We start from the raw sequence: 25932 nt of genomic DNA, 5'->3' as shown, positions 1-25932 counted from the left end.
TGCAGGCTCACTTTTTCAGGGGCGTGACGAGCGCCGTTTCGTCGGTGTCGAGGACGAACACCGCCAGCAGGCGCGCAGGCTCGGTGTCGCTGGCGTTGGCACTCACCAGATGCACGGAGCCCGGCTCCTCGACGAAGTTTTCGCCGACGTGGTAGATCTTTTCCGGCTCGCCTTTGACTTTGATCCGGAACGAACCTTCCAGAACCGTGGCGTAGATGAAGGCGGTTTTCGGATGGGTATGTGACGGCGAAGCAGCTCCCGGCCCATATTCAACAACCACGCCCCTCATGCTTTTGCCGGGGATGTTGGGAATCGGCCGGTCAAAGACCACCGAGACCTTGCCGGCGGGTGGCTCGGCGGCCGATGCGGCGCTGATCGACAGCGCTGCGAATACGGCGTTCAGCAAAAATCGAATAACCATGATTTTTCTCCTTGGCAAAAAGGGAAGGGAAAGGCGCGAATGACTATCGCGCGGTCGACCGAGCGATCCAGTCGTCGAAGCGGATGGCTCCCAGGCGCGAGTGCTTGCCGGTGACCAGCGATTGATCGTCGAGCAGCGTTCCGAAGTAGCGCGCGTGCACGTCCGGTACGACCTTGCGGTTGTCCTGACTCGCCTGCAGAAAGCGTCGCGCCAGTTCGTCCAGCGGCAGCGCTTCAGGCCCGCCGACATCCACTGACCCGTTGAGCGGGGCGGCCAGGACGACGTCCGCCAGCGCCGCCACCACGTCGTCCGAAGCAATCGGTTGAATCAGCGCCGGAGGTACGCGAAGTTCATCTGCCACGGCAAAGGATTCAGCGATACCGCCGACAAATTCGAAAAACTGCGTGGCCCGCAAGATCGAGTAAGGCAGGCCGGACGCCTTGATCAGGTTTTCCTGGGCAACCTTGGCGCGCATATAGCCGGCCTCGGGCAAGCGTTCGCACCCGACAATCGACAGCGCTACGTGATGGCGCACCCCGGCAGCTGCTTCGGCCGCCAGCAGGTTACGGCTCGAGGTTTCGAAGAAGTCGAGGACGGCCTGATCCTCCCACGACGGAGCATTGGCCACGTCGACCACAACATCGGTGCCGTCCATGGCAGCCGCCAGACCTTCGCGGGTGATGCTGTTGACACCCGTGGTGGGGCTGGCGGCGAGCACGTCATGGCCACGCTCGCGAAGAAGGTTCACCAGTTTCGAGCCGATGAGGCCGGAGCCTCCGATAACCACGATCTTCATGGGGTCTCTCCTCGATGACGCCAACCATTGGCGTCGTTGGAATGGAGAGTGCCGGTGCAGGGGAGAGAAGTCCTTGTGGCGACCTTGGGTTTGCCTTGTCGAACCCTTGCATTTTTGTCCAGCCAGCGCCCCGGAGTGGACGCAGTGGCGTGTTCAAGTCAGGCGTATTATCGTTCTCGACCTCTCACCCTCTGCCGCCCGGGACACGGAGTTGAAGGCGCCTCTTCAAGGGACGTTCGCTGTGCCATTCACGTTTGAAGACTATGTACTCGATCAGGAGCGTCGCGAGCTGACCTTGCGCGGGCAGGTTGTGTCCGTTGGCCCGCAGGTCTTCGATCTGTTGCTGCTGTTCGTCAACAACCCCGACCGTGTGCTGAGCAAGGACGAATTGCTCAACACGGTATGGAGCGGTCGTGTCGTTTCCGAATCGACGATCACCAGCCACATCAATGCCGTGCGCAAGGCTATCGGTGATACGGGCGAGGAACAGCGTCTGCTGCGCACGGTCGCCCGCAAGGGCTATCGTTTCATTGGCCAGGTCAGTGCCGACATACTCGGACCGGCTCCTGACGCAGACGAAGGCTCAATCGCTGCTGCTACGCAAACCGTTTCAAGCACGCTGGTGCTGCCGGACAAACCCTCGATCACCGTCCTGCCTTTCTACAATCTGAGCGGCGATCCTGAACAGGACTACTTTGCCGACGGCGTCGTGGAGGACATCATCGCGGCGTTGTCGCGTCTGCGCTGGTTGTTCGTCATCGCACGCAATTCGAGCTTCACGTTCAAGGGGCGCACGGTAGATGCCCAAGGGGTCGGGCAGGAACTGGGCGTGCGCTATGTGCTGGAAGGCAGTGTGCGCAAATGCGGAAACCGGGTGCGCATCACCGGGCAACTGATCGACGCCACGAGCGGGGCACACATCTGGGCCGAGCGGTTCGAAGGCACCCTCGACGATATCTTCAAGCTGCAGGATCAAATCACCGAAAGTGTCGTCGGGGCCATTGCGCCACAACTGGAGCGCGCGGAAATCGAACGCGCCCAACGCAAACCGACGGAAAGCCTGGACGCCTACGATTACTACCTGCGCGCCATGGCAAAACTGCACAGCGGTACCCAGGAGGCCATCGAGCAGGCACTGCCGATGTTCTACAAGACCCTCGAACTCGATCCGGAATTCGCATCCGCCTATGGCATGGCCGCTTGGTGTCACTTCTGGCGCAAGCTCAATGGCTGGATGACGGATCGGCCGGCCGAGATCGCCGAGGGTATTCGCCTGGCGCGTCTGGCGGTCACGCTGGGGCGCGATGACGCCGTGGCGTTGACGCGCGGCGGACATGCCCTTGCGCACTTGGCGGGTGATGTGGACGCCGGCATCGCCTTGCTCGACCGCGCACGCCTGCTCAATCCCAGTCTCGCGCCTGCCTGGTTTCTCGGCGGGATCTTGCGTGCGCTTCGCGGTGAAACCGCGCCCGCCATCAAGGATTTGAACCATGCGGCTCGCTTGAGCCCGCTAGACCCGGAGATGTTCAGAATGCACGTCGGCATGGCCCTGGCGCATTACTTCGCCGGGGACTTCGAGGCCTCGGCAGATTTTGCCGAAAAAGCCTTGGGCAATCTGCCCACGCTGTTGGTGGGGGCGGCGCTGGTGGCGGCCAGTCATGCGCTGGGCGGGCGTCCGGATAAAGCGCGCTGGGCGATGCAGCGCTTGCAGGCGCTGAACCCGGCATTGCGCCTTGGTCACCTCAAGGACTGGCTGCCGATTCAACGGCCCGAGGATTTTGCCCGGTTCATTGAAGGGCTTCGACTGGCGGGTTTGCCGGAGTGATTGCGTGAATGCACCTGCTCCGATCTTGCGGGCATGCACGGCTGTACCGGGCCTAAGCTAATATCAAAACGGTATTTGTTTGTTGTTTTTAAGATCGTTTAGCTTTTACTGACTAATCATTCAGATTTGTAAACGATAGAACCCTCGATTGCCATGACGGCACGCGCTGAATCGATCAAAGGCTCTGCAGAATTTTCTTGCTGATGGGCGCCACAAACTGGCCCGTCGACTTTAAGGATTCGTATGAGTGCGCCTGTCGCCGTGGCTTCCGAGCCGCTGATTCGTGTGCGTGAACTGAGCAAGACCTTCGGCTCGAACCGCGCGCTGGAGCAGGTCAGTCTGGAGATTTTTCCCGCTGAAGTGGTGGCGCTGCTCGGTGCCAACGGTGCGGGCAAATCGACGCTGGTGAAGATCCTCGCCGGCAGTCAGTCGGCCGACAGCGGCGAGATTCAGGTGGACGGTCAGCCTCGGCAATTCAACTCGCCGCTGTCAGCGCGGCGGGTTGGCATCGTAGCGGTTCATCAGCAGATCAACGAGGGCATCGCACCCGGATTGAGCGTGGCGGAAAACCTGCTGCTCGATGAACTGTGCCGGCCGGACGGTGACTTCTGGCTCAACCGCAAACGCCTGCTGGAGCGCGCCGCGAACATCGCTGCCGGGCTAGGTCTGGTGTTGCCGCTGGAGCAACCGATCGAACACCTCGGCCAGGCTGAACGGCAACTGGTGGTGCTGGCCCGGGCCTTCGCCTTGCAACCTCGGCTGCTGATTCTCGACGAACCCACGGCGGCGCTGTCGGATGCCGAAGCGCAGCGTCTGTTCGGTTTGATCGACACTTTGCGCGCTCGAGGCGTGGCGATTCTGTACATCTCACACCGGCTGTCCGATCTGCAACGGGTGGCAGACCGCGCCGTGGTGTTGCGTGACGGTCAACTGGCCGGTGAGTTCAGTGCCCGGCAATTGCCCGAGGCGCTGGAAGCGATGCTTGGCCAGGCGCTGGAAGCTCACGTCTACACGCCGCGAGCGGCGGGGCGCGAAGTGCTGAAACTGCGCGGCGTGAAATGGCTGCCGCACACCCGAGCCTTTGACCTGACCCTGCACGAAGGCGAAGTGGTGGTGCTCACCGGATTGCTCGGCGCCGGCAAAAGCGAGATCGCCGAAGTGCTGTTCGGCTTGCGCAAACCGTTGTCCGGATCATTGCAACTGGATGGCGCTTACTGGCAACCGGGCTCACCCCGGCAGGCGATCCAGAGCGGCGTGTTCTTCGCCGCCGAAGATCGGGCCAGCCAATCGCTGGTGCCGGATTTCTCCCTTCGTCGCACGCTGACCCTGCCATTCCTCGAACGCTTCACTCGTGGCGGATTCATCCGTAACCGCGCCGAAGCAGCGGCGGTCGAGGCGCAAGTCGCAGCGCTGGGAATCAAGACCGCCGGCATCGATGTGCCGATGAGCACGCTGTCCGGCGGCAATCAGCAGAAAGTCGTGCTCGGCCGTTGGCTGCTCGGCGAGGGCAGGGTGTTGATCCTCGACGAGCCGTTTCAGGGCGTCGATGTGCGTGCCCGGCGCGAGATCGGCCGACTGCTGCGCGACAGCGCCGATGGCCGAGCGACGTTGGTGATTTGTTCGGATGTCGATGAGGCACTGGAAATCGCCGACCGGATTCTGTTGGTACGCGATCACGCCGTGGTGGCCGAGTACCCGCGTGCCGGTCTGAACCGCGCCACCCTGGTCGCCGCGCTGGCGGGCACCGATCCGCAAAGTCCTTTCATTCAAGCCGCGCCAAGGAGTAGAGCGAGTGCCTGATTCGAGTTCCCTGTTGTCCTCCGCTCCGGCGGCGTCCGAGCGTTTCGTACAAGCGCTGATTCGCTACGGCCTGCTGTGGGTGCTGGCGTTGGTCGTGGTGTTTTTCAGTGTCGCGGAACCGGCGTTCCTGCGGGTCGGCAATCTGTTCAGCATCTTGCAGTCGGTGTCGATTGTCGCGCTGCTGGCGCTGGGTGTGACCCTGACCATGGCCGTCGGCGGACTGGATCTGTCGATCGGCGCGGTGGCGGCCATGAGCCTGATGATCGCCAGTTACGTGATGGTAGTGCTTGGTTGGGGCGCGGTGCCGGCAGTGCTGATCAGTCTCGCGGGTGGCGCGCTGGTCGGGCTGCTCAACGGCTGGCTGATCGTGAAGATGCGCGTGCCGGACATTCTCGCCACGCTCGGCAGCATGTTTCTGGTGATTGGCGTGCAACTGATTCCCACGGGCGGGCGCTCGATTGCGGTGGGCATGACGTTGCCCAATGGCGATGAAGCCGAAGGCGCGTTCAGTGCGCTATTTCTTGCGCTTGGGCGCGGGCGGCTGTGGGACATCGTGCCGATTCCGGTGGTGATCACGGCGGTTGTCGCGGTGGCGGTGTGGCTGTTTCTCGAACGCACGCGCATCGGTCGGTTGTTCTATGCGATTGGCGGCAACGAGCAGGCGGCGCGTCTGGCCGGTGCGCCGGTGCAGCGCTTCAAGCTGCTCGCTTATGTGCTGTCGGCGCTGCTGGCCTCACTCGGCGGATTGTTGTTGGCGGCGCGGCTGGGGCGCGGGGATGTCAGCTCCGGCAATGGCCTGGTGCTCGATGCGCTGGGTGCAGCGCTGATCGGTTTTGCCGTGCTCGGGGCGAAGAAGCCCAACGCGTTCGGCACGTTGGTCGGCGCATTGCTGGTGGCTTCGTTGCTCAACGGCCTGACCATGCTCAACGCGCCGTATTACGCGCAGGATTTCGTCAAGGGACTGGTGCTGGTGCTGGCCCTGATGTTCACCTTCGGCCTCGCGCATCGGGCGCGTTGAGCCGTTTTATCGATGCTTCAAGGAAAGATCCATGCACGGTTCAATCAAGCAGTTCGCACGTCATTGCCTCGCCGGAGCCTTGCTTTCGGCGCTGGCCCTCAATGCGCAGGCCAAGGCCTTGCCCGGCGCACCGGCGCCGTTCGATAAAGGTCAGGTACAGATCGCGCTGGTGGGCTATCTGTTCTCCGGGGACTTCCCCGAAGCCTACCTGCGCGGCGTGGAGAAACAGACCGAAGCGCTGGGCGCCAACCTGCGGGTGTTCGACGCCCGGCAACAGGCGGCCAGTCAGGGTGAGATGATTGATCAGGCCACCGACCTCGGGGTCGACGGGATTATCGTGCAACTGGGGCTCGCGGAAACCCTCAAGGGGCCGATTGACCGGGCGCTGGCCAAAGGCATCAAGGTCGTTGCATTCGACGTCGATCTGAACACGCCACAAGTGACCCAGGTCGAGCAGGATCACCACGCACTGGCGCGTCTGGCACTCGATCAAGCGGTGAAGGATAACGGCACCCGCTTCGACGCCGGGTACGTCTACATCAGCGGCTTCACGCCGATGGAGCGCCGCGACGAGATCTGGAGCCAGGTCAAGGCGAGCAATCCGGGGATCATTGAGAAGGCGCGCTTCGGCACCCTCAATCCGCCAATTGCCAACTCGGTCGCCGATCAGGCCAGCGCCGTGCTGCGGGCCAATCCAGGGATCAGCGTTATTTTCGCGCCGTTCGACGAGTTCGCCAAAGGCGCGAAAATCGCCGTCGACGAGGCCGGTCTGAGCAGCAAGGTGAAGATCTACAGCGCCGACATTTCCACTGCCGACATCCAGATCATGAAAGAACCCGGCAGTGCATGGGCGGCAACGGCAGCGGTCAATCCTCAAGTGGCCGGAGCGATCAGCGTGCGCAGTCTGGCGCTGCTGATCGCCGGGGAAAATCCGGGGCACAAGGTGTTGGTGCCGCCGACCCTGATCACCCGCCAGCAGTTGCTGGATCTGGATGTGAAAAACGTGCGGGATCTGGGACAGAAACTGCCGTCCTTCGGTGATACCGCCAACGTCGCACGGGCGCCGTGGATTCCTGTGGCGAACTGAAAATCCCAACACCCAAAAAACTACAGCAGACATTTGCCGTGCACTGACTGACGACTCCTTTTTGTCGGCAGCGGACGGGTATTAGCTGCGATAAAAGGAGCTGTCACATGATTCACCGTTCCCGTTCATTACTGGCCGTCGCTGTTGTGAGTGCGATCTGGCAACTTCCCGCGCAAGCTGAAGAGACTTCCGCGCGCGTCGACGATGACACACGGCTGGGTACCGTGCTGGTCACCGGCACCCGTGGCACCGCCCGTACGGTGCTGGACTCGCCGGTGCCGGTGGATGTGTTGACCGCCGAAGACCTGAAGACCGCCGGCGCCAGTGATGGAGAGCTGGGCCAGGCGTTGCAGACACTGTTGCCGTCGTTCAGCTTTCCGCGCCAGTCCAACTCCGGCGGTGCCGACCATGTGCGTGCCGCGCAGTTGCGTGGCATGAGCCCGGATCAGGTGCTGGTGCTGGTCAACGGCAAGCGCCGGCACACCTCGGCGGTGGTCAACGACTCGTCGAAAATCGGTCGCGGCACGGCGCCGGTGGATTTCAACTCGATCCCCATCAGCGCAATCAAACGCATCGAAGTGCTGCGTGACGGCGCCGGTGCGCAGTACGGCTCCGACGCGATCGCCGGGGTGATCAACATCATCCTCGACGACGCCCCCGAGGGCGGCGAAGTGTCCACCAGTTACGGCGCCTATCACACCCATCAGGACGCCATCGGCAAAACCACCACCGACGGCCAGAACAGCGTGACCACCGCCAAGATCGGCACGCGGTTGGGCGAAGAGGGCGGCTTCATTCGCGGCGGCACCGAGTACAAGGATCGCAACCCGACCAACCGCGCCGGCTACGACGGTTTTGCCGATACACCGAACCAGCGCAACTACGTGATGGGCGACGGTATCGCGCGGGACGTCAACCTCTGGTTCAACAGCGAACTGCCGCTGGCCGGCGGCAAGGCCTACTCCTTCGGCACCTACAACCAGCGGCACACCACGGGTGCCGAGTTCTATCGCTATCCCTCCGAGCAGCCACAGTTCTATCCCAACGGTTATCTGCCGCAGTCGATCGGCGACAACAAGGACATCTCTGCCACCGCCGGTTTCAAAGGCCTGATCGGTGATGATTGGGACTTCGACAGCAGCGTCACCCACGGTCGCAACCGCTTCGACGGAGCCACTCGCCGCACCCTCAACGTCAGCCTGGGCGAGGACTCGCCGACCCGTTTCGACACCGGTGACTACGAGTTGCGCCAGACTACCGCCAACCTCGACTTCAGCCGCGAACTGCGCCTGGGCGGACGCTCCTTCGTCCTCGCGCTCGGCAGCGAATACCGCTACGAAAATTACCTGACTTACGCCGGTGACGAGGCCTCTTACATCGGCTCCGGCGCGGACGGTGCCAACGGTTTGCGCCCCAGTGAAGAGTCGGACCTGGACCGCAACGTGTTCGGCACTTACGCGGAATTGTCCGGTGATCTCACCGACCGTTTCTTTGTCGACGCCGCCACGCGTTGGGAACATTACGACGACGCCGGCAGCAAACTCACCGGCAAACTCAGCGGTCGCTACAAGTTGACCGAGCAGTGGGCGTTGCGCGGTGCGGTGTCGAACAACTTCCGTGCGCCATCGCTGGCACAGAGCGGGTTCCAGAGCACCACCAGCAACTTCGGCGACGGCGGCACGCTCACCGACATTCGTGTGCTGTCGGTCAACGACCCGATTGCCCGTGCCCTCGGTGCGCAGAAGCTCGATCCGGAAACTTCGAAGAACTACAGCCTCGGCCTGACGTTCCAGTTGAACGAACGCTTTGACGCGTCGCTCGACGTGTTCCGCATCGACGTCAAGGATCGCATCACGCTGTCACAGCGTATCGGCAGTGACGCGCTGGAAAGCTACATCAATGACAACTTCGGCGTGGCGGGCGTACACGATGTCAACTTCTTCACCAACGCCGCCGACACCAGCACCCACGGCGCCGAACTGGTGCTCAACTATCACCAGCCGTTCTACGAAGGGCAACTGGGTCTGACCACCGCGTACACCTACAACCACACCAAAGTCACCAGCACCAAGGGCACTCCGTCGCAACTGACCGCACTGGGGATCGGCAACGATGCGCTGGTGGGCGTCGAGGAAACCAACACCCTCACCGATGCGGCACCGAAGGATCGCTTCGTGTTTTCCGCCAACTGGGCCAGCGAACACTGGGGCCTGCTCGGCCGTCTGACCCGTCAGGGCGAGACCACCCGGGTGTTCGATTTCGGCGACTCGCAGCCAGAGCAAACCTACGGCGCGGTGTGGCAACTGGATGCCGAGGTGACCTACAAATTCACCCCGAAATTCAGCATCGCCCTGGGCGGCAACAACCTGACCGACAACTACCCGGAACGCTCCGGCTCGGCCATCAACTACGGCGGCAACCTGCCGTACGACGTGCTCTCGCCGATCGGCACCAACGGCGCTTACTACTACGCCACCGCCACCTACGGCTTCTGAGTCTTGCCGCCAAGGATGGCGGTTCATCAGCGGGAACATTCATGACTCAAACCAATGGCCCCAAGCGGAATCTGCCGGTATTCCAGGCATTGCTGATCACGCTGGGCATGGTCATTACCACCGACATTCTCAAAACCGCGCCGACCGTTGCCTTGAACGTCGGGCCGGAACATTTCTATTGGGTCTGGGTCCTCGGCGGATTGGCGTCGATGGCCGGGGCCTTGTGCTTCGCCGAGATGGCCACCGCGTTTCCGCACCCGGGCGGTGACTATCATTTTCTGCGCACTGCCTATGGTGAGCGCATGGGTTTTCTGTTTGCCTGGTCGCGTTTCTCGGTAATGCACACCGGGTGGATCGCGTTGTCGGCGTTCATGTTCGCCGATTATTTCAACGCGGTTTTTCCGCTGGGACAGTACGGGTCGGGGCTGTTTGCCGGCGCGATCATTGCCGCACTGGTGCTGCTGAATCTGACGGGCAAGCATATTGGTTTCATCACCCAGACGGTGTTGGTGGGATTGCTCGCCCTCGGGTTCTTGAGCATCGCCAGCGCCGGGGTGTGGCTGGCGTGGCAGGGGATCGAACCACCGCTGCCCGGCGATCCGGTTGCGACCGAACACACTGGCGCGGCAGGGTTTTCTGCGGCAATGATTTTTGTGTTCCTGGCCTTTGGCGGTTGGAGCGATGCGGCGACGTTGTCCGCCGAAGTGCGCGATGGCCGGCGCGGAATCTTTATCGCCATGCTCGGCGCGCTGACGGTATTGATGGCGATCTACCTGGCGCTGAACTGGGCGTTCGTCCAAGGGCTGGGATTCGAAGGTCTGGCGGCGAGCAACGCGCCGGCGGTGGAACTGTTGAACCGCGCCTTCGGTGCCCCCGGCGTGTTGCTGATTCTGTTGATGGTCGGTATCGCGGCCATCGCCACCATCAATTCAACGCTGCTGGTCGGTGCCCGCACCACCTACGCCGCCGCCCGCGATGTGCCGCAACTGCGACGCTTCGGTGAATGGGACGAACGCGATGGCGTGCCGCGCAAGGCTTTGCTGGCCGAGGGCGCGGTGGCGTTGCTGTTGGTGTTGTTCGGCAGTTTTACCCAGAGCGGTTTCAACACCATGGTCGAGTACCTGACGCCGGTGTACTGGTTGTTTTTGAGTTTGAGCAGTCTGGCGTTGATCATTCTGCGGCGGCGGTTTCCCGAGGTGACGCGGCCGGTGAGGGTGCCGCTTTATCCGGTTTTGCCGCTGCTGTTTTTTGGGTTGTGCGTGTACATGCTGTATTCCAGTGTGACGGTGGTGGGGTTGGGGGCGTTTTTGGGGATTGGGGTGTTGGTGGTTGGTGCTGTGCTTTTGGCGGTAGTGGGGCGACTGACGCCGGGCCCTCACCCCAGCCCTCTCCCAGGGGGAGAGGGAGCCGACCGAGTTGAATTGCGAGATACATCGACCTGACATACCGAGTCGATTATGGATTCAGAAGGGCAGTATCAGGTCGGCGTAGTACTGAAGCATCCCCCAATCGGCTCCCTCTACCCCTGGGAGAGGGCTGGGGTGAGGGCAGGCGATCAGAAGGACACCACAGCCGGCTGAGACAAACGAAGCACCGACAAATCCCCCGTAATCCGCTTGTAAGCCAAACGAATCGCCTCGATGTCGCTCTCACGCTTCGGCCCGCTTTCGTGCAGGATCACAATCACCTTGGTCGCCAGCCGCTCAGGCGTTTTCGCATCGTGGTCCTTCCACTGCCCATACGCATCGAACACGCTGAAACCGTCCGGAAAACGCGTCGTCACTTCCTGATCGAGAAACTCGCGCCAGCGCGCCGGGCTCACCACACCTTCCTTGCCATCAATCGGCCCCACCGAGAAGTACAACTCGGTACGCACCCACTGCGCCTGCGCGGGGCGTGTGGCATCGCCTTGCAGGGTTGAACTGGCGGGATCCTTTGTATGCACGGAAACGGGAGGAGGACTGGCACAACCGGCGACTGCAAAAAACATTGCGGCCATCAACAGGCTTTTTTGCATGGAAACTCCCTTTTTATGAATTGAGTGCGGGGGCGGCCATCATAAGGGGCATCACTAATAGCGATAAAAGATTAAAAAATGGTCGTCTGCTTGATTTACGGAATAAGGAGAGCAGCCGAAAAAACCATGAAATAGCGTTATCTCCGGGCACAAAAAAGGCGCATGAGCGGTTAACTCATGCGCCTTTCATTCATTTGCTGGCGTTCAACACAATCCGGTACCGCGCCTTGCCGCTACGCAGGTGCTCGATGGCTTCATTGACCTGGCTCATCGGAAACTCCTCGACCTGCGGCAGGATCTGATGCCGCGCGCAGAACTCCAGCATGGTTGCCGCCGTCGCGGGCGAGCCCACCGGGGAGGCGGACAGGGATTTCTGCTGTGGAATCAGATTGAAGACATGCACCGGAATTGCGTCCGGCACGATGCCCACAAAGTGCAACCGCCCCTTGCCGCGCAGGGTGGCGAGCATCGCCGTCCAGTCGAGGTTGGCATTGGCGGTGATCAGCAGGAAATCCAGGGTCCCGGCAATCGCTTTCAGCGCATCGCTGTCGGTGGAGGCGACGACCTTGTGAGCGCCGAGGCGTTTGGCTTCGTCCTGTTTGCTCAGCGACGAGGTGAACGCCGTGACGTCGCAGCCCCAGGCATTGAGGAAACGCAGCGCCAGATGACCGAGGCCGCCGATCCCCACGACACCAACCCGGTCGGTAGGCTTGATGCCAAATTCCACCAGCGGGTTGAACACCGTGGAGCCTGCGCAGAACAGCGGCCCGGCCAGCGCCGGATCGAGGTCTTTGGGTAGCGGCAAGGCCCAGGCCCAGTGGGTGCGCAATCGGTCGGCAAAACCGCCATGGCTGCCGATGATCGTGGGTTTGGCGGTCGCGCAAAGGTGATGGGAGCCGCCGATACAGGACGAACAATGCATGCAGCTGCTCTTGTACCAGCCGATGCCGACCCGCTGGCCGACTTCGAGGCCGCGGACCTGCGGGCCTGTACGCACGATCCGGCCAACCACTTCGTGACCGGGAATGAACGGGTATTGGCTGATGCCCCAGTCGTTGTCGATCAGTGACTGGTCGGAGTGACAGACGCCGCAATACTCCACGGCCACTTCGACTTCCTCATCCCCGAGCGGCCCGGGATCGTAACTGTAGCGCTCCAGCGGTGCGCCGGCCGATGTGGCGGCCCAACCGGTAAACGTCGTCGGTTCGGTGTTATTGCTCATTGGACACCTCCAGGTCTGGCGCTGCGGGCGCAGCCTGAAGAGTCTAGCGGGTCATCGGGCGATCGCTAGAGCCAGGTGTCCAGCACGCGTCGGTCCAGTTCTTCCCAGTCCGCCATGCCCAGCACCCGCGTGGTATTGAGCCCGCGCAGATAGCCGCGCAATTGGTTGGCGACGGCTCGCACCGACTCTGAATCGTCCGCTGAATGACCCAGCACGGTTTCGTATTCGACAAGGTATTCGGCCACCCGGTCGCGGAATTCGGGCAGCACGGCATCGCGGATCAAATCAAAGGTTCGCACGGATAATCCTCATTTGTTTTCGTTGTGATCGAGTGTGCAGCAGTCTGCACGCTGCGCAACTATTGGTTCAAGTAATAGTGACCATCAAGAAACGCAAGTTCTGCTTTGGCGCCGATGGGCGGAAAATCGCCTCCATCGAACACGCTGCTGAAGGAATTTGCGCGATGAAGACTTTGACCCGACTGGCTGTAGTCGCCCTGCTGATGGGCGGGGTGGCCGTGACCGCACCGACTTACGCAAGCGACGCCGGTACGTGCCATTTTCTGCCCATCGCCGGTGCCAGCAGCGGGCTGCAGCATTCGCAAACCGTGGGTGTGCTGTACAGCGAAAACACTCTGGAGAACCAGCAATACCTGGAGCGTTACCACGACGTGGCGGTGAATGGTGCCAAGGATGCGCTCGATGCGCGGATTCGCGAAGCCTTCGTTAACAGTTCCGATCCGGAACTGGCCATCGACTGGTTGATGAGCTCGCTGCAACAGCAGTTTCTCTCGGTGACCGTCTACGACAACCTGGATTCACTGGTACAAGCACATCCGGATGTGGTGGTGATGCTCGACACCCACAACCGTTTGCTGACGCAACGCAACAGCCAGGTCGAAGCACGGTTCGCCGCACGCTTCTACGACGCCAATCTGCAATACATCGGCAAGGCCGAGGGTGCGGTGCAAAAGCAGATGCCTTCGGTGTGGGTCCACAACAAGGCAGCGCCCGAGATTGCAGCGCAGATCGAACAGCAACGGGACCTGCAATTCAGCGCCCTGAAGCAGTTCGATGATTCGCTCAAAGCCTTGGTGACCGCCGGCTGAACACACTTATCAGAACCGCAACGGCAGCGCCCGTGACGCTGAACGTTGCTTGAGAACCGAACCTTTTATTTTCAGGATTTTATCCATGCGTGCCTTTTTTATCCCTGCCATGGCGTCTGCCACTTTGTTTCTGACTGGTTGCGCCTCCGCGCCGAACGACCCGACGCTGACCTTGCAGACCCACAAGACGCCCGCCCAGTACGCCGAATGCGTCGTGCCGAAGTTGCAGGGCAGCGCGATGAACCCGACGGTCTCCCAGACCCAGCGCAGCTACCGGATCGTGGTGCCAAGCAAGGTGTCGGCGGACAACGTGCTGGAAGCCTACAAGGCGCAGGACGGCGGCAAGGTGTTTTTGTATGAGCGCCATTTACTGGCTTCAAGTTTCACACCGTCGAGTTTTGAACGGGCTGCGCAGGATTGCCTGTAACGCCTGACAGTTAATGCTTTTATCGATGCTCCTTTGGTTGGCCGCAACCAACCAATTCCTTTGCCCCGCACTTTGCGGGGCTTTTTTTGCCCGGCGTTTGGCGCAGTCGGCACTATGCTGGATAGCGGAAAAGGTTTTTCGGGAGAAGAAGGATATGAAGAAGGACAGCAGTGGCGCGGCGACGGAAAATCCCTCTGCGCTCATCGACGCAAGAATCCAGGAACTGAACGACTGGCGTGGCCAGAAACTGGCCGAGATCCGCGCGATCATTCACGAGGCCGACCCGCAGGTCATCGAGGAGTGGAAGTGGCGGGGCGTTCCGGTCTGGTCCCACAACGGCATCATCTGCACCGGGGAAACCTACAAGGCCGTGGTGAAAATGACTTTTGCCAAAGGCGCGGCGCTGGAGGATCCGTCGGGACTGTTCAATGCCAGCCTGGAAGGCAATATCCGGCGGGCGATTGATGTTCACGAGGACGACAAAATAGATGCAAAGGCACTGAAAGCGCTGGTGCGTTCGGCGATTACGTTTAATGCAAGGAAATGATTTGCCGTTGAGGCAGAGGTGAAGCCGAGGAGGGTGAAACGAGGAAAAAATGGCAGGGGCGGCTGGATTCGAACCAACGCATGGCAGGATCAAAACCTGCTGCCTTACCGCTTGGCGACGCCCCTGTAGCTATTGGTTTCAGTCCCGAGAGGACCTCTGCAACAGTGGGCGGCACTTTACCAGCGCTCTTGCGTTCTGGGAACCCCCGAAGCAAATAAATTTCATGGAAAACAGCTACTTATTTCCCGGAGCGGCTGAAAGGGCCGGATTTTCAAGACGCCTTGGCGGTCCAGACGCCCGAATCCTGCGGGCGCCTGGACCCGATTTCACACCAAAGTACTCGGCGCCACCCCCAGCAACCCCGTCAATGTGTTCATGATCGCCTGCTGACGAGCCCGGTCCGTCTGGTGCCTGGCCTCGGCGGCCGCGACATCGGCGTGGCAGTGAGGGCAGATCGATTCGTGTGGGTGGATGTATTGCAGGCAGCTGCGGCACAGCGCCAGTTGCACGGGGATGCGTCCTTCCTCCGGGGATTTCTGGCCCTGATTGATCCAGGCGAGTTTGATCACCTGGCCGCTGTCGCTGACGCTGCTGACGTGCTCGCCGGTGTCGATGCGTTCGGTGATCAGGTCGAAGCGTCCGACGGCGAAGGAGCGTTGCGCCGCGTCTTCGATCTTGACGATGCGCTCGCGCAGTCCGCGTTTTTGCAATTCCAGGGTGCGGTAATGGCAGTACGGGTTGTTGCCGGGTTTGCCCAGCAATGAGTGAGAGGTCCAGGTGCAGCCGCCCCGACAGACATCGTTGTAATAGCAGCTGCGGCAGTAACCCCACAGGTCGTCGACCGAGCGCAGGCGGCCGAAGTGGATGCCTTCGCTGTAATGCCAGATATCGTGCAGGCTCATGTTGCGCACGTTGCCGCCGGAGAAACCGACGGTCGCCAGTGACGGGCAGCCTTTTACCGTGCCGTCGGCTTCGAGCGCCAGTACGGTCTGGCCGGCCGCGCAGCCACTCCAGTGCACGCGCTCGTCACCGAAACCGCGCCACAAATGTTCGTAAGGGCCGTAATAGCCGATGTTGTTGCCGACGTTCATCAGCAGGCCGCGATCCACGCCTTCGCGGTACAGGCGCGCGAGCAGCGGCATCACTTCCAGCAATTGATAGGGTTGCAGCAGCAGTTCCGGGTGATCCACGGCATTGCCCATGGCCACAGTGATCTGGATCTGCCAGTGGGTGGCGCCGAGTTCGATGATCGTGTCCATCAGTTCCGGCAAATCGGGCAGGGTCGCCGCGCCGATCTGGGTGTTGACGCTGACCGCGAGCCCGGACGCTTTGGCCCGGCGCAGAGTATCGACAGCCTTGTCGAACGAGCCGGGCACGTTGCGCACCTTGTCGTGCAACGGTGCGAGTCCATCCAGAGAAATCCCGACGCCGTTGAGGCCCGCATCGACTGCTGCCTGCATCTTCGCCGGTGTCAGGTTGCGTCCGCCGGTCTGGATCGCGCAGTACATGCCGTGGTCATGGATGGCCTGGATCAGTTGCGTCCAGTCCTTGCGCAAATAGGCTTCGCCACCAATCAAAGTGATCTCGCGGGTGCCGAGTGCGGCGAGGGAGTCGATCACATCAAGGCATTCACGGGTATTCAGTTCATCGGGGCGACGATGCCCCGCGCGTGAGCCGCAATGCAGGCATTTGAGGTCGCAGGCCAGGGTGATTTCCCAGACCACGTGCACTGGCACGTAGCGTTTGAGGTCGGTGTCACTGAGGTAGCGGGCAGGGCGGATGTCTGTCATGGGAGATCCTTGCGCACGGTCCTGTGCGCGGCACGATTGGACTGATCTCGGTTCGCCGCAAGACCGGGCGAGGCCAGCAGTGACCTCGCCCGGGGCGTGCGGTTTAGCGTGCTTCCAGACGCGCGATTTCAGCGTTCAGCTGCTCAAGGGCACTGCGCAATGCGCCCTGGTGAGCCAGTTGCTGCTCGCCCTGTTGCACCACGGTTTTCAGCTGCGCCAGATCACCGCTGGTCTGCGCTTGCTGCACGGCCACGGCATACAGAGGCTGGAAGTGACGCTCGTGCGGTTGCGGCTCGATGGTCGGCGCCTGATGCACAGCAACGTGCCTCACGTAATGCCACTGACCGCCTTCGTTGTAACGGTAATCGACAAAACCGCTGGTCCAGTCGTCGAGAATGCCCTTGAGGCTGAAGGTCTGCGCAATCTGGCTCAGCGGACCGCTCGGGCTGCCATCAAGGGTGAGAATGATGTAATTCTCGGTCGATGGGGTCAGTCTGGCTTCGGAATAATCGCCCCAGACCCGTGCATGGAAGTTGACCGGTGGCCAGGTGCTTTGAAAGACGCTGGCAGCGCCGCTGACTTTTTTACGGACGGTATCGACCACAAGATCGAGGGTCAGAACCGGTGCGCCGAGCAGTGAGTTACTGGCGATGAGGCGGGTATGAAACAGTCCAATCGACATGGTGCTTACTCCCTTAATTGAATGGCGGACTCAGTGGTCGAATCAGCGGGCCTGCAGCTTGCTGATTTCGCTCTTGGCGGCGTCCAGTGCCTTTTGCAGTTGGGGTTGCTGATCCAGTTGTTGCTGGGCGAGTTTCGCCAGGTTTTTCATCTGGGCCAGGTCGCCACTTGCGATGGCGCTCTGGATCGGCGCGGCGTACAGCGGCAGGATCGGCGGATGCGGAAGAATGACCGGGCCGGGATGGAAAGGCTGGAAGACATTCGAGGGCACCTCGACCAGATGCGCAGGCACGTTATTCAGCTCGTGCCAGCGCTGCCCGTCGAAATACTCGTAATTGGCCACGCCTTCACGCCAGTCGGTGCCGACCACCAGTTGAATCTTGAAGTTGACGATGGAGTTGGAGCCGGGGCCGCCTTCATTGCCCTCGGCGGTAATCAGAATTTTACTGACACCGGGCTTCATGACCGTCAGATAGGTGTATTCGCCCCAGACATCTGAATCGATGTCCAGTGGAGGGTTGGTTGCCTGAGTGATGGCGGAGGTGCCACTGACTTCATGCTGTGGCGTGGACACCAGCAGGTTCAACGCAAGACTTTGCGCCCCCGGCTGACCCGTACCGATCCGGTAGCTCACGGGGAACAAGCCGACATTTTGTTGCTGAACGGAACCAGACATGTGAATTGCCTCCATTGCAAAGTGAGTAATGGCCTTAGTGCTTTTCCAGACGGGAAACTTCTTTGGCCAGTTTTTCGTACGCGGTTTGCAGCTCCTTCGCTTCCGGCTTCGTTGAATCGCGCTGCTTCAACAAAGTCTTCATCTGTTGCAGATCGCCTCCCGTGATGGCGCTCTGAATGGCGACGCCGTAAGGCGGCATGTTGTGTTTTGAGCCAGTCATATCGAGACCTCCCTCGTGGGTATTTACCGCTCGACCCCTTGCGCAGAAGGGGCGCCTTACCTGACAGGCAGGCGAACGACATCCGCCAGAACAACCGGCAACCGGGATTCTCGGCGACGTGAAAGCCTGATCCGTCGGGATCTGATCAATCCGTAAATTCGGTTCGCGCAGGGGCGACGCCGCAGCGCCGGCTCACGCGCAAGCGTCGTCAGCCAAAACCGTTGGGTCTGGCCTCGTGAATCAATGAGGGTGATTGCCGAAAGGGCAAACGGGGGAATTTCGCCTGTACGTTGGTCATCTTTCTGTCCTTGATAGAAAGCAACGAAACACAGGGATAGGTTGTTCACTCTTCAAGAGTGCAAACCCGCGCAAGCACAAAAACCATCCCTGATTTTTCTTCCAGTGCCGCTGATGGCGTCCGTCGAGTGACGTTCGCCAAGTGGCCAGCATTTTGCCAGCCACGAAACCCTAGTCCTGTTTGTGCAGGGCTGCCAGAAAAAGCGCCGAACGGTCATTCTGGCCGTTGCGGCGTGCGCCACCGCAACGGCTATCACTTGGCATTCATCCAGTGTTCAGGCGAAGAAACCGAGCAACAGCGTGGCCAGAATCACCGTCGAGGCGCCGCCGATACGGGTGGAGATCTGCGCAAAGGGCATCAGTGACATGCGGTTCGAGGCCGACAGAATCGCGACATCGCCCGTGCCACCCAGACCACTGTGGCAGCAAGTCACGATGGCCGATTCGATGGGGTACATCTTCATCAGGTTGCCAATGAAAAAACCGGCGGCGGTCATCGATACCACCACGCTGATGCACACCAGCACATAGCCGATCGAAAACACCTTCACCACGCTGTCGAGCGGCACATACAGCATGCCCAGGCCAATCATCACCGGCCAGATGAAGGCGGTCGAAACGAGTTTGTAGAAAGACTGCGCGCCTTTCTCCAGTGATTGCGGCAACACACGCACGTATTTGAACAGCACCGCTGCGAGAATCATCATCACCGGCCCCGGAATGCCGACGACTTTTTCCAGCAGGCCGCCGAGGACAAAGAACGCACAGATGACCAGCACGCCAGCGCCCATGAGTCGCAGGTCGATGGCGATGGCGGACTCATCCTTGACCTTGAATTTATCGTTTTCGACTTTCGACCGGATCAGCGCGCCTTCACCGTTGATGGCCGGGCGTTTCAGCGCCAGCCGCGCGAGGTAACCGGCGCAGATGATCGCTGCAATGTTGCCGACCACGGCCGCCGGGACCAACTGCGCGACGTAGATGTCCGGCGTGCCGCCAAGGATCGCCGAATAGGCCAGGGACAGCGGCAGGATGCCTTCGCCGATCCCGCCGCCGATGATCGGCACGATGATGAAAAAGAACGTGTGGTAGACGCTGTAGCCGGCGAGCTTGCCGACGATCAGACCGCTGGCGACGGCAGCCAGGGTGCCGGCCAGCAAGGGGATGAACATGCGGATCATGCCCTGGACCAGAATGAACCGGCTCATGCCCAGAATGCTGCCGACCACCAGGCTGGCAATCACGAAGTACAGGAAGTTGGCTTCCTTCATCAGCATTTTGGTGGCGTCGATCGTCGGCGCGCCGAAGAAGCCGTAGAACACCAGCACCGACGGCAACATCAGGCACAGGATGGCGCCGCCACCGATGTCCCTGAGGATCGGCAGGCGCGAGCCCATCTGGCCGAAGAACACGCCCATGGTCATGATCACGGCCAGTCCACCGATCATGTTCTTCGGCAGAAAGCCGAGGTGGGCCGACAGAAACACGATCAAGGCGATGCCGAGGAAGATCGGCAGCGGGATCACGCCGATCTCGTAGGTGCGCAGGCGCTGGATGAACCCGCCGGCGCGTGGGCCGTCGACGTTCAGGGATTGCTCAAGTGAGTCGCTCATGACGCATGTCCTCATGTTTGTTTTTATCGAGGATTGACGGGAAACCACGGTGCACCGGGCTCGGGTGGCGAGGCGGTGATTCGATGGTATCCTTCGCAAAATGCGTGATAAACAGCGGAAGCATGCGGCCTATGAACACGAATCGTGACCAATTTCCCTTGCCCGAAGACCTCAAGGTGTTCCTCACCGTCATCCGCAAGAACAGCTTTGCCAGCGCGGCGGACGAGCTGGGCTATTCGCCGGCCTACGTCAGCAAACGCATCTCGGTGCTGGAGACCACGCTGGCAAGCAAGCTGCTGCACCGCACCACCCGGCGCATCGCGCTGACCGATGATGGCGAGCGGGTGCGGATCTGGGCGGAGAAACTGCTGGGGGATTTCGATCAGTTTCTCGGCGAGATTTCCCAGGCGCGACACCAGCCGGCGGGGTCGCTGCACATTTGCAGCAGCTTCGGTTTCGGCCGCAATCATGTGGCGCCGGCGATCAGCCAATTGTCCCGGGCTTGCCCGAAACTCGATATCCGGCTGGACGTGTTTGATCGCGTGGTCGATCTGGTGGGCGAGGGCTTCGACCTGGAGATCCTCGTCGGTGATGACCTGCCGGGCCAGCATCTGGCGCGCAAACTGGTGAGCAATCGGCGCGTACTGTGCGCCACGCCGGAATACCTCGAGCGCCGGGGCACGCCGCAATCTCTCGAAGACCTGAAAGACCACGATTGTCTGGTGCTCAAGGAACGTAACAACGCGTTCGGTATCTGGGCCCTGAGCAAGGACGGTCAGGAGGAAACGGTGCGAGTGAATGGCCCGTTGTCCTCCAACAGCGGCGAGATCGTGTTGGAGTGGGCCTTGAGCGGCGGCGGGATTCTGTTGCGCTCGATGTGGGACGTCAAACCGATGCTCGAGCAGGGCAGGCTGGTGCAGGTGCTGGACGGCTACACCCAGAGTGCCAACGTCTGGGCGGTCTATCCGACCCGGCTCAGCGAGTCGGCGAAATTGCGGGTGTGCGTGGAGTTTCTGGAAGAGTACTTCCGCGATTTGTCCGTGGAATGAAAACGGGCGGCTCAATGAACCGCCCGTTTTTTTTGCCCTCAACTTAGCCAGGGATTTTCCGCCAGATGCCGTGCTTCAAAGGCGCGGATCTGCTCGGTGCGTTGCAGCGTGGTGCCGATGGCATCCAGCCCCAGCAGCAGCGATTGTTTGCGCAACTGATCGATCTCGAAACCGATCAGCGTGCCGTCCGCCAGTTCTATGGTCTGCTGCGCCAGGTTCACGCTGATCCGCGCCATCGCCGGAACGCTGATCGCCTCGGCTACGCGCTTGATCTGCGCGTCGTCCAGTTGAATCGCCAGCACGCCATTACGCTGACAGTTGTCGTAGAAAATCCCGGCGAACGTGGTGCCGATCAGTGCGCGGATCCCCACTTGCTTCAGGCCCCACACCGCGTGTTCGCGGCTGGAACCGCAGCCGAAGTTGGGGCCGGTCACCAGAAATGCTGCGTCCTGCCAGGCCGGCTGGTTGAGCACGAATTCCGGGTTGGGCTCGCCGGAGGCGAGAAAGCGCAGATCGAAGAACAGACCCCGATCCAGCCCCTGACGATCGATGCCCTTGAGAAACTGCTTGGGCATGATCACGTCGGTGTCGATGTTGGACGCAAGAAACGGCGCGGCACTGCCGCTGACGGTGTCGAAAGGTTGCATGGTTCAAGCCTCCAGCGCGACGGTGCGCACGTCAGTCAAATGGCCGGTGATGGCGGCGGCAGCGACCATCGCCGGGCTCATCAGGTGGGTACGCGCACCGGCGCCCTGACGGCCTTCGAAGTTGCGATTAGTGCTGGATGCGCAGCGATCACCCGGCGCGAGCACGTCGTCGTTCATTGCCAGGCACATCGAGCAACCCGATTGCCGCCATTCGAAACCGGCGTCGAGAAAAATCTGCGCCAGGCCTTCGTCCTCGGCCTGATTGCGCACCAGGGTAGAACCGGGGACGATCATCGCCCGCACATGGGCGGCCACACGTTTGCCGCGCACCACGCGGGCAACGTCGCGCAGATCTTCGATCCGCGCATTGGTGCAGGAGCCGATGAAGGCATGGCTGATCGTCACTTCGCTCAGCGGCATGCCGGGTTTCAGGCCCATGTAATCGAGGGCGCGCTGCAGGCCCTGACGCAGGATCGGATCGGGCTGGGCGGCCGGGTCCGGCACGTGCCCTTTGATTGGCGCGGCCTGATCGGGGCTGGTGCCCCAGGTCACCATCGGCTCCAGCGCGGCGACGTCGAGGCTGACTTCACGATCAAACACCGCGCCCTCATCGCTGCGCAGGGTTTTCCAGCGCTCGACGGCCTGCTCCCAGATCTTGTCCTTTGGCGCGCGCGGTTTGCGTTGCAGGTAGGCGAACACTTTGTCGTCCGGCGCCATGAACGCACCCCGGGCGCCAGCCTCGACGGCCATGTTGCAAATGGTCATGCGCGCCTCGACGCTGAGGGCGCTGATGGCCGGGCCGGTGAATTCGATGGCGTAACCTGTGGCACCGGACGCACCGATCTTCTCGATCAGCGCCATGATGATGTCCTTGGACGTGACACCTGCGCCGAGTTCACCGTTGACCGTCACCCGCAGGGTTTTCAGGCGTTTGTAGACCAGGGTCTGCGTCGCCAGCAGGTGCTCGATTTCCGAGGTGCCGATGCCGAAACCGAACGCGCCCAGTGCGCCGTAGGTAGTGGTGTGGCTGTCACCGGCTGCGACCACCATGCCTGGCAGAATGAAACCCTGTTCCGGCGCCACGACGTGTTCGATGCCCTGGCGCTTGTCCAGTACATCGAACAGCTCGATGCCGAAGTCGCGGCAGTTTTCTTCGAAGTACGACACCTGACGCGCGCCCCCGGCGTCAGGCATGGTCGCGATGCGTTTCGGTGCGGTGGGGTTCACATGATCGACCACCGCCAGCGTCGCAGCGGGGCGCCAGACCTTGCGTCCGGCGTCGCGCAAACCGCTGAAAGCCTGCGGGCTGGTGTATTCGTTGGCGACCTGGCGGTCGATGTAAAGCAGCACGTGGCCTTGATCGTCGAGGGTGCAGACGGTGTGACTGTCGATGTGCTTCTGGTACAGCGTTCTCGGGCTGGGCATGGCTTGCGCTCTTTTCTGTCCGGGGCAAAAACAACATGACGCCAGCATATTGATCGCGGAAACGGCATCAAGAGCGCTTCAGTGAAGCCGTTGAACACGGATTGTGAGTAATTGCCTCAAGTTTTTGCTCGCATACCGCGTAGCGGGTCGTCGAGCAATTCGAACTGTTCGGCCATAAAGTCGATCAGCATGCGCAGGGACGGCAGCATGCCGTGGCGGGTGGCAAACACCGCGTAGATCATTTCCGTGCGCGGCGCCCAGTGCGGCAGTACCACGGCCAGTTGCCCGCGTTCGATGAAATCGTGCACGAGCGACATCGGCATCTGCGCCACACCGATGCTGTCGATGGCGGCACACCGGAGCATCGGCAACCCTTTGGTGATCAGTTGCGGGCGGTGTTGCAGGGTGAACTCGGCGCCATCCGGATGGAACAGCGTCCATTGGTAAGCCTGCTGCGGACTGCCGTGATGAACGCTGGGGAAGCGCGACAGGTCTTCCGGTTCACGGGGCTCGCCCAGCCGATTCAACAGCGCGGGGCTGGCGACCAGGCATTGCGGTCGCTGCGACAGCACCCGGCTGATCAGCTCCGAATCCTGAAGCAGCGGCGGTCGCACCCGCAGTGCCAGATCGACGCCTTCGGCCACCACATCGACCTGCCGGTCGCTGGCTTCCAGATGCACTTCGACGCGCGGGTGCATGGCCATGAAGCGCGTGATGATCCCGCCGATGCATTCTTCCAGCAGCGTGGTCGGACAGGTCACGCGCAATACACCGGCCGGTTCGGCGCGGGTCATGGCAATCGCCGCCTCGGCCGCTTCGGCCTGCTTGAGCATCGAGCGGCAGTGGGCGTAGTAGGTCTGGCCCAGTTCGGTCACCGAGAAGTTGCGAGTATTGCGAATGATCAACCGCACGCCCAGTCGCTCTTCGAGCAAGGCGATACGCCGGCTCAGGTTCGACTTGGGAATCCCCAGCGCCCGCGCCGTCGGCGCAAAGCCACCGTGGTCCACCACCATCACGAAATACTGCAGGTCATTGAGATCTAGCACGGGTGACTTTCACTCGGGAAAAGGACGCCAACTATACAAGCCCGATTGTCCATTGTGTGGGAAGCAGCGGACCGTTTTCGGGGACTGGTGGGCGGTGTGTCACTCGATGAGTCTGTGGGCGCGGCCGCACGGTGCGGCATGCCTTCACATCACGTGACAAGAATAGGGAAGTGACATGACGGTCCATTACAAGGTGTTCGACTTTGTGATTCTGGGTGGCGGTTCTGCGGGGGCCGTGCTGGCGGCGCGACTGTCCGAAGCGCGGCAGCTCGATGTGCTGCTGGTCGAGGCGGGGCGGGCCTTTGATCCGGACGAATACCCTGAAGAAAGCTACAACGCCAACATCATCGCCGCCAATGGCGATGCCCGTTATGAATGGGGCTATTTCGCCAACCCCGTCGAGCAACCACAAGCGGTCTACGCGCCACGGGGCAAGGTGCTGGGCGGCAGCTCCGCGATCAATGGTGCGGTGGCGTGTCGGGCCTTGCCGTTCGACTTTGCCAGGTTCAGCGCCAAAGGCTTGAAAGGCTGGAGCTTCGAAGACGTCCTGCCGTACTACAGGAAAATGGAGAGCGCTCCCCACGGCGACGAGCAGTGGCATGGCCGTAACGGGCCGCTGCCGATTCACCAGATGTCGCTCGATTACATCACTCCGGTGCAGCGAGCAATGCTCGAAGCCGCCTGGGCCTGCGGCGCCAACAAGGTCGATGATTTCAATAATCCCGAAGCCAACAACGGCGCCGGCCCGAACCCGATGAACGTGATCAACGGCGTGCGCGTGAATACCGCGATGGCCTATCTCACCCGCGAGGTGCGATCGCGGCCCAATCTGACGATTCTGGAGCAGAGTCTTGTCGATAAAGTGCTGATCGAGCAGGGCGGGGTTCAGTCGGTGTGTCTGGCGGACGGGCGAGCATTGCACGGCAAAGAAGTGATCCTCAGCGCCGGTGCCTATGGCTCGGCCGCGATCCTGCTGCGCTCGGGCATCGGCCCGAAAGCCGATCTGCAGGCCCTGGACATCCCGCTGGTCAAGGATGCACCGGTCGGCACCCGGTTGCTTGATCATGCGTTCTTCTGGATGAACTTCAGTGGCCAGGAAGTCCTGAAAGGCCAGGAGCATCCGGTAGTGGGCGCACAACTCTGGACCCACTCGTCCCATGCCGGCTCGGACAGGGAACTGGACATCGGCATTTCGCCCTCGCACCTGCTCGACCCGGCCATCAGTCCCACCGGCGTGGCGTTCTCGCTCGGCCTGGAGTTGATGCACTGTACATCCACCGGCCGAATCCGCCTGAGCAGCCGCGACCCCGCCGCTGCACCGGTCATCGAACTCAATCATTTGACCAGCGCGGACGACATGAACCGGATGGTCGAGTGCTTCCGCCTGGCACGCAAACTGGCCAACACCGAACCCTTGAAAAGCCTGATCGTGGAAGAGCTGTTTCCCGGCCCGTCCGTGGATGACAGCGACGAACAGATCCGCGCGGCATTGGCCCAAGGCGTGGGCACCTTGCAGCACCCGTGCTCGACTGCACCGATGGGGTTACCGAACGATCCTGTCGCCGTGGTGGATGAACAGGGCAGGGTGTATGGCGTACAAGGGCTGCGTGTGATTGATGCGTCGATTTTCCCCGAGATCCCGCTGATCAACCTGAACCCGACCGTCATCATGATGGCGGAAAAGTTGTCGGACGCCCTCAAGCAATCCTCTCTCTCAGAATAAAA

General features: G+C 61.3%; 24 protein-coding genes and 1 tRNA gene. 11 read left to right on the top strand and 14 right to left on the bottom strand.

What is annotated here, in order from left to right; genetic code table 11:
* Window positions 1-7 precede the first annotated feature (7 nt).
* Together ACW9HX_RS14635 and ACW9HX_RS14630 are read right to left on the bottom strand one after the other, a co-directional pair.
* Window positions 8-421 carry a cupin domain-containing protein gene (locus tag ACW9HX_RS14635; protein ID WP_457381166.1) on the bottom strand — a complete coding sequence of 138 codons (414 nt, stop codon included), beginning with the start codon at window positions 419-421 and terminating at the stop codon, window positions 8-10.
* Window positions 422-464: 43 nt separating this feature from the next.
* Window positions 465-1217 carry an SDR family oxidoreductase gene (locus ACW9HX_RS14630; protein WP_457381165.1) on the bottom strand — a complete coding sequence of 251 codons (753 nt, stop codon included), beginning with the start codon at window positions 1215-1217 and terminating at the stop codon, window positions 465-467.
* Window positions 1218-1458: 241 nt separating this feature from the next.
* Between ACW9HX_RS14630 and ACW9HX_RS14625 the strand changes: the two genes are divergently transcribed.
* The 6 genes from ACW9HX_RS14625 to ACW9HX_RS14600 all read left to right on the top strand — a co-directional run bounded on the left by ACW9HX_RS14625 (window position 1459) and on the right by ACW9HX_RS14600 (window position 10884).
* Entirely contained in the window at window positions 1459-3042 is a 1584-nt protein-coding gene (locus ACW9HX_RS14625; protein ID WP_457381164.1) for a winged helix-turn-helix domain-containing tetratricopeptide repeat protein, read from the top strand.
* 243 nt (window positions 3043-3285) lie between these two features.
* Window positions 3286-4842 (top strand): sugar ABC transporter ATP-binding protein, encoded by a 1557-nt coding sequence (locus tag ACW9HX_RS14620; RefSeq protein ID WP_457381163.1) that lies wholly within the window; start codon window positions 3286-3288, stop codon window positions 4840-4842.
* Window positions 4835-5860 (top strand): ABC transporter permease, encoded by a 1026-nt coding sequence (locus ACW9HX_RS14615; protein ID WP_457381162.1) that lies wholly within the window; start codon window positions 4835-4837, stop codon window positions 5858-5860. Before ACW9HX_RS14620 ends, ACW9HX_RS14615 begins: the two co-directional genes overlap by 8 nt.
* A 31-nt stretch (window positions 5861-5891) precedes the next feature.
* A complete protein-coding gene (locus ACW9HX_RS14610; protein ID WP_457381161.1) occupies window positions 5892-6947 on the top strand; it encodes a substrate-binding domain-containing protein in 1056 nt (351 codons plus the stop codon).
* Between the two features lie 107 nt (window positions 6948-7054).
* A complete protein-coding gene (locus tag ACW9HX_RS14605) occupies window positions 7055-9442 on the top strand; it encodes a TonB-dependent receptor plug domain-containing protein (RefSeq protein WP_457381160.1) in 2388 nt (795 codons plus the stop codon).
* Between the two features lie 41 nt (window positions 9443-9483).
* The gene (locus ACW9HX_RS14600) at window positions 9484-10884 is read left to right on the top strand and encodes an APC family permease (RefSeq protein ID WP_457381159.1); all 1401 of its coding nucleotides are present in this window, start codon (window positions 9484-9486) and stop codon (window positions 10882-10884) included.
* A gap of 113 nt (window positions 10885-10997) precedes the next feature.
* Here the strand turns inward: ACW9HX_RS14600 and ACW9HX_RS14595 are convergent, their stop codons facing one another.
* The 3 genes from ACW9HX_RS14595 to ACW9HX_RS14585 form a co-directional block, all read right to left on the bottom strand.
* Window positions 10998-11459, bottom strand: a complete 462-nt coding sequence (locus tag ACW9HX_RS14595) for a DUF3574 domain-containing protein (protein WP_457381158.1) — start codon at window positions 11457-11459, stop codon at window positions 10998-11000.
* 190 nt (window positions 11460-11649) lie between these two features.
* Complete coding sequence (gene ahr, locus ACW9HX_RS14590) at window positions 11650-12681, bottom strand: NADPH-dependent aldehyde reductase Ahr (protein WP_457381157.1); 1032 nt, start codon at window positions 12679-12681, stop codon at window positions 11650-11652.
* A 65-nt stretch (window positions 12682-12746) separates the two neighbouring features.
* Window positions 12747-12980, bottom strand: coding sequence for a hypothetical protein (locus ACW9HX_RS14585; protein WP_457381156.1), 234 nt, complete (start codon window positions 12978-12980; stop codon window positions 12747-12749).
* 164 nt (window positions 12981-13144) lie between these two features.
* Here ACW9HX_RS14585 and ACW9HX_RS14580 point away from each other — a divergent pair, with 164 nt between their 5' ends.
* The 3 genes from ACW9HX_RS14580 (at window position 13145) to ACW9HX_RS14570 (ending at window position 14763) form a co-directional block, all read left to right on the top strand.
* The gene (locus ACW9HX_RS14580; RefSeq protein ID WP_457381155.1) at window positions 13145-13789 is read left to right on the top strand and encodes an ATPase; all 645 of its coding nucleotides are present in this window, start codon (window positions 13145-13147) and stop codon (window positions 13787-13789) included.
* Between the two features lie 85 nt (window positions 13790-13874).
* Window positions 13875-14216: a hypothetical protein gene (locus tag ACW9HX_RS14575; protein WP_457381154.1), complete on the top strand. Its 342-nt coding sequence runs from the start codon at window positions 13875-13877 to the stop codon at window positions 14214-14216.
* 154 nt (window positions 14217-14370) lie between these two features.
* A complete protein-coding gene (locus ACW9HX_RS14570) occupies window positions 14371-14763 on the top strand; it encodes a DUF1801 domain-containing protein (protein ID WP_457381153.1) in 393 nt (130 codons plus the stop codon).
* A 50-nt stretch (window positions 14764-14813) separates the two neighbouring features.
* On the opposite strand, the gene ACW9HX_RS14565 is transcribed toward ACW9HX_RS14570, so the two are convergent.
* The 6 genes from ACW9HX_RS14565 to ACW9HX_RS14540 form a co-directional block, all read right to left on the bottom strand.
* Window positions 14814-14888 (bottom strand) — tRNA-Gln (locus ACW9HX_RS14565).
* Between the two features lie 201 nt (window positions 14889-15089).
* Window positions 15090-16553, bottom strand: a complete 1464-nt coding sequence (locus ACW9HX_RS14560) for a GDL motif peptide-associated radical SAM/SPASM maturase (protein ID WP_457381152.1) — start codon at window positions 16551-16553, stop codon at window positions 15090-15092.
* A gap of 103 nt (window positions 16554-16656) precedes the next feature.
* Window positions 16657-17235, bottom strand: coding sequence for a DUF1842 domain-containing protein (locus ACW9HX_RS14555; protein WP_085734020.1), 579 nt, complete (start codon window positions 17233-17235; stop codon window positions 16657-16659).
* A gap of 42 nt (window positions 17236-17277) precedes the next feature.
* Window positions 17278-17910, bottom strand: coding sequence for a DUF1842 domain-containing protein (locus ACW9HX_RS14550; protein WP_085708430.1), 633 nt, complete (start codon window positions 17908-17910; stop codon window positions 17278-17280).
* A 34-nt stretch (window positions 17911-17944) separates the two neighbouring features.
* Complete coding sequence (locus ACW9HX_RS14545; protein WP_085708738.1) at window positions 17945-18130, bottom strand: DUF1843 domain-containing protein; 186 nt, start codon at window positions 18128-18130, stop codon at window positions 17945-17947.
* Between the two features lie 572 nt (window positions 18131-18702).
* On the bottom strand, window positions 18703-20040 hold the full coding sequence (locus ACW9HX_RS14540) for a 2-hydroxycarboxylate transporter family protein (protein ID WP_457381151.1): 1338 nt from the start codon (window positions 20038-20040) through the stop codon (window positions 18703-18705).
* A 131-nt stretch (window positions 20041-20171) separates the two neighbouring features.
* On the opposite strand from ACW9HX_RS14540, the gene ACW9HX_RS14535 reads away from it, so the two are divergent.
* Window positions 20172-21089 carry a LysR substrate-binding domain-containing protein gene (locus tag ACW9HX_RS14535; RefSeq protein WP_457381150.1) on the top strand — a complete coding sequence of 306 codons (918 nt, stop codon included), beginning with the start codon at window positions 20172-20174 and terminating at the stop codon, window positions 21087-21089.
* A gap of 38 nt (window positions 21090-21127) precedes the next feature.
* Here ACW9HX_RS14535 and leuD read toward each other — a convergent pair whose 3' ends face one another.
* From leuD to ACW9HX_RS14520, 3 genes are all read right to left on the bottom strand, one after another.
* The gene (gene leuD, locus ACW9HX_RS14530; RefSeq protein WP_457381149.1) at window positions 21128-21736 is read right to left on the bottom strand and encodes a 3-isopropylmalate dehydratase small subunit; all 609 of its coding nucleotides are present in this window, start codon (window positions 21734-21736) and stop codon (window positions 21128-21130) included.
* Between the two features lie 3 nt (window positions 21737-21739).
* Window positions 21740-23161, bottom strand: a complete 1422-nt coding sequence (gene leuC / locus ACW9HX_RS14525) for a 3-isopropylmalate dehydratase large subunit (protein ID WP_457381148.1) — start codon at window positions 23159-23161, stop codon at window positions 21740-21742.
* 116 nt (window positions 23162-23277) lie between these two features.
* Complete coding sequence (locus ACW9HX_RS14520) at window positions 23278-24207, bottom strand: LysR substrate-binding domain-containing protein (protein ID WP_457381147.1); 930 nt, start codon at window positions 24205-24207, stop codon at window positions 23278-23280.
* Window positions 24208-24382: 175 nt separating this feature from the next.
* On the opposite strand from ACW9HX_RS14520, the gene ACW9HX_RS14515 reads away from it, so the two are divergent.
* Complete coding sequence (locus tag ACW9HX_RS14515; protein ID WP_457381146.1) at window positions 24383-25930, top strand: GMC family oxidoreductase; 1548 nt, start codon at window positions 24383-24385, stop codon at window positions 25928-25930.
* The last annotated feature ends 2 nt before the right edge of the window (window positions 25931-25932 follow it).

The organism is Pseudomonas sp. SDO52101_S400 (genome assembly GCF_054071635.1).
The sequence above is the reverse complement of the archived record's forward strand: the minus strand, read 5'-3'. Positions and strand labels throughout refer to the sequence as shown.

Coding starts and splice junctions, on each gene's coding strand:
- ACW9HX_RS14635 (WP_457381166.1), bottom strand. CDS start 421: ATGGTTATTCGATTTTTGCTGAACGCCGTATTCGCAGCGCTGTCGATC.
- ACW9HX_RS14630 (WP_457381165.1), bottom strand. CDS start 1,217: ATGAAGATCGTGGTTATCGGAGGCTCCGGCCTCATCGGCTCGAAACTG.
- ACW9HX_RS14620 (WP_457381163.1), top strand. CDS start 3,286: ATGAGTGCGCCTGTCGCCGTGGCTTCCGAGCCGCTGATTCGTGTGCGT.
- ACW9HX_RS14610 (WP_457381161.1), top strand. CDS start 5,892: ATGCACGGTTCAATCAAGCAGTTCGCACGTCATTGCCTCGCCGGAGCC.
- ACW9HX_RS14605 (WP_457381160.1), top strand. CDS start 7,055: ATGATTCACCGTTCCCGTTCATTACTGGCCGTCGCTGTTGTGAGTGCG.
- ACW9HX_RS14600 (WP_457381159.1), top strand. CDS start 9,484: ATGACTCAAACCAATGGCCCCAAGCGGAATCTGCCGGTATTCCAGGCA.
- ACW9HX_RS14595 (WP_457381158.1), bottom strand. CDS start 11,459: ATGCAAAAAAGCCTGTTGATGGCCGCAATGTTTTTTGCAGTCGCCGGT.
- ahr (WP_457381157.1), bottom strand. CDS start 12,681: ATGAGCAATAACACCGAACCGACGACGTTTACCGGTTGGGCCGCCACA.
- ACW9HX_RS14580 (WP_457381155.1), top strand. CDS start 13,145: ATGAAGACTTTGACCCGACTGGCTGTAGTCGCCCTGCTGATGGGCGGG.
- ACW9HX_RS14575 (WP_457381154.1), top strand. CDS start 13,875: ATGCGTGCCTTTTTTATCCCTGCCATGGCGTCTGCCACTTTGTTTCTG.
- ACW9HX_RS14570 (WP_457381153.1), top strand. CDS start 14,371: ATGAAGAAGGACAGCAGTGGCGCGGCGACGGAAAATCCCTCTGCGCTC.
- ACW9HX_RS14560 (WP_457381152.1), bottom strand. CDS start 16,553: ATGACAGACATCCGCCCTGCCCGCTACCTCAGTGACACCGACCTCAAA.
- ACW9HX_RS14555 (WP_085734020.1), bottom strand. CDS start 17,235: ATGTCGATTGGACTGTTTCATACCCGCCTCATCGCCAGTAACTCACTG.
- ACW9HX_RS14550 (WP_085708430.1), bottom strand. CDS start 17,910: ATGTCTGGTTCCGTTCAGCAACAAAATGTCGGCTTGTTCCCCGTGAGC.
- ACW9HX_RS14545 (WP_085708738.1), bottom strand. CDS start 18,130: ATGACTGGCTCAAAACACAACATGCCGCCTTACGGCGTCGCCATTCAG.
- ACW9HX_RS14540 (WP_457381151.1), bottom strand. CDS start 20,040: ATGAGCGACTCACTTGAGCAATCCCTGAACGTCGACGGCCCACGCGCC.
- ACW9HX_RS14535 (WP_457381150.1), top strand. CDS start 20,172: ATGAACACGAATCGTGACCAATTTCCCTTGCCCGAAGACCTCAAGGTG.
- leuD (WP_457381149.1), bottom strand. CDS start 21,736: ATGCAACCTTTCGACACCGTCAGCGGCAGTGCCGCGCCGTTTCTTGCG.
- leuC (WP_457381148.1), bottom strand. CDS start 23,161: ATGCCCAGCCCGAGAACGCTGTACCAGAAGCACATCGACAGTCACACC.
- ACW9HX_RS14515 (WP_457381146.1), top strand. CDS start 24,383: ATGACGGTCCATTACAAGGTGTTCGACTTTGTGATTCTGGGTGGCGGT.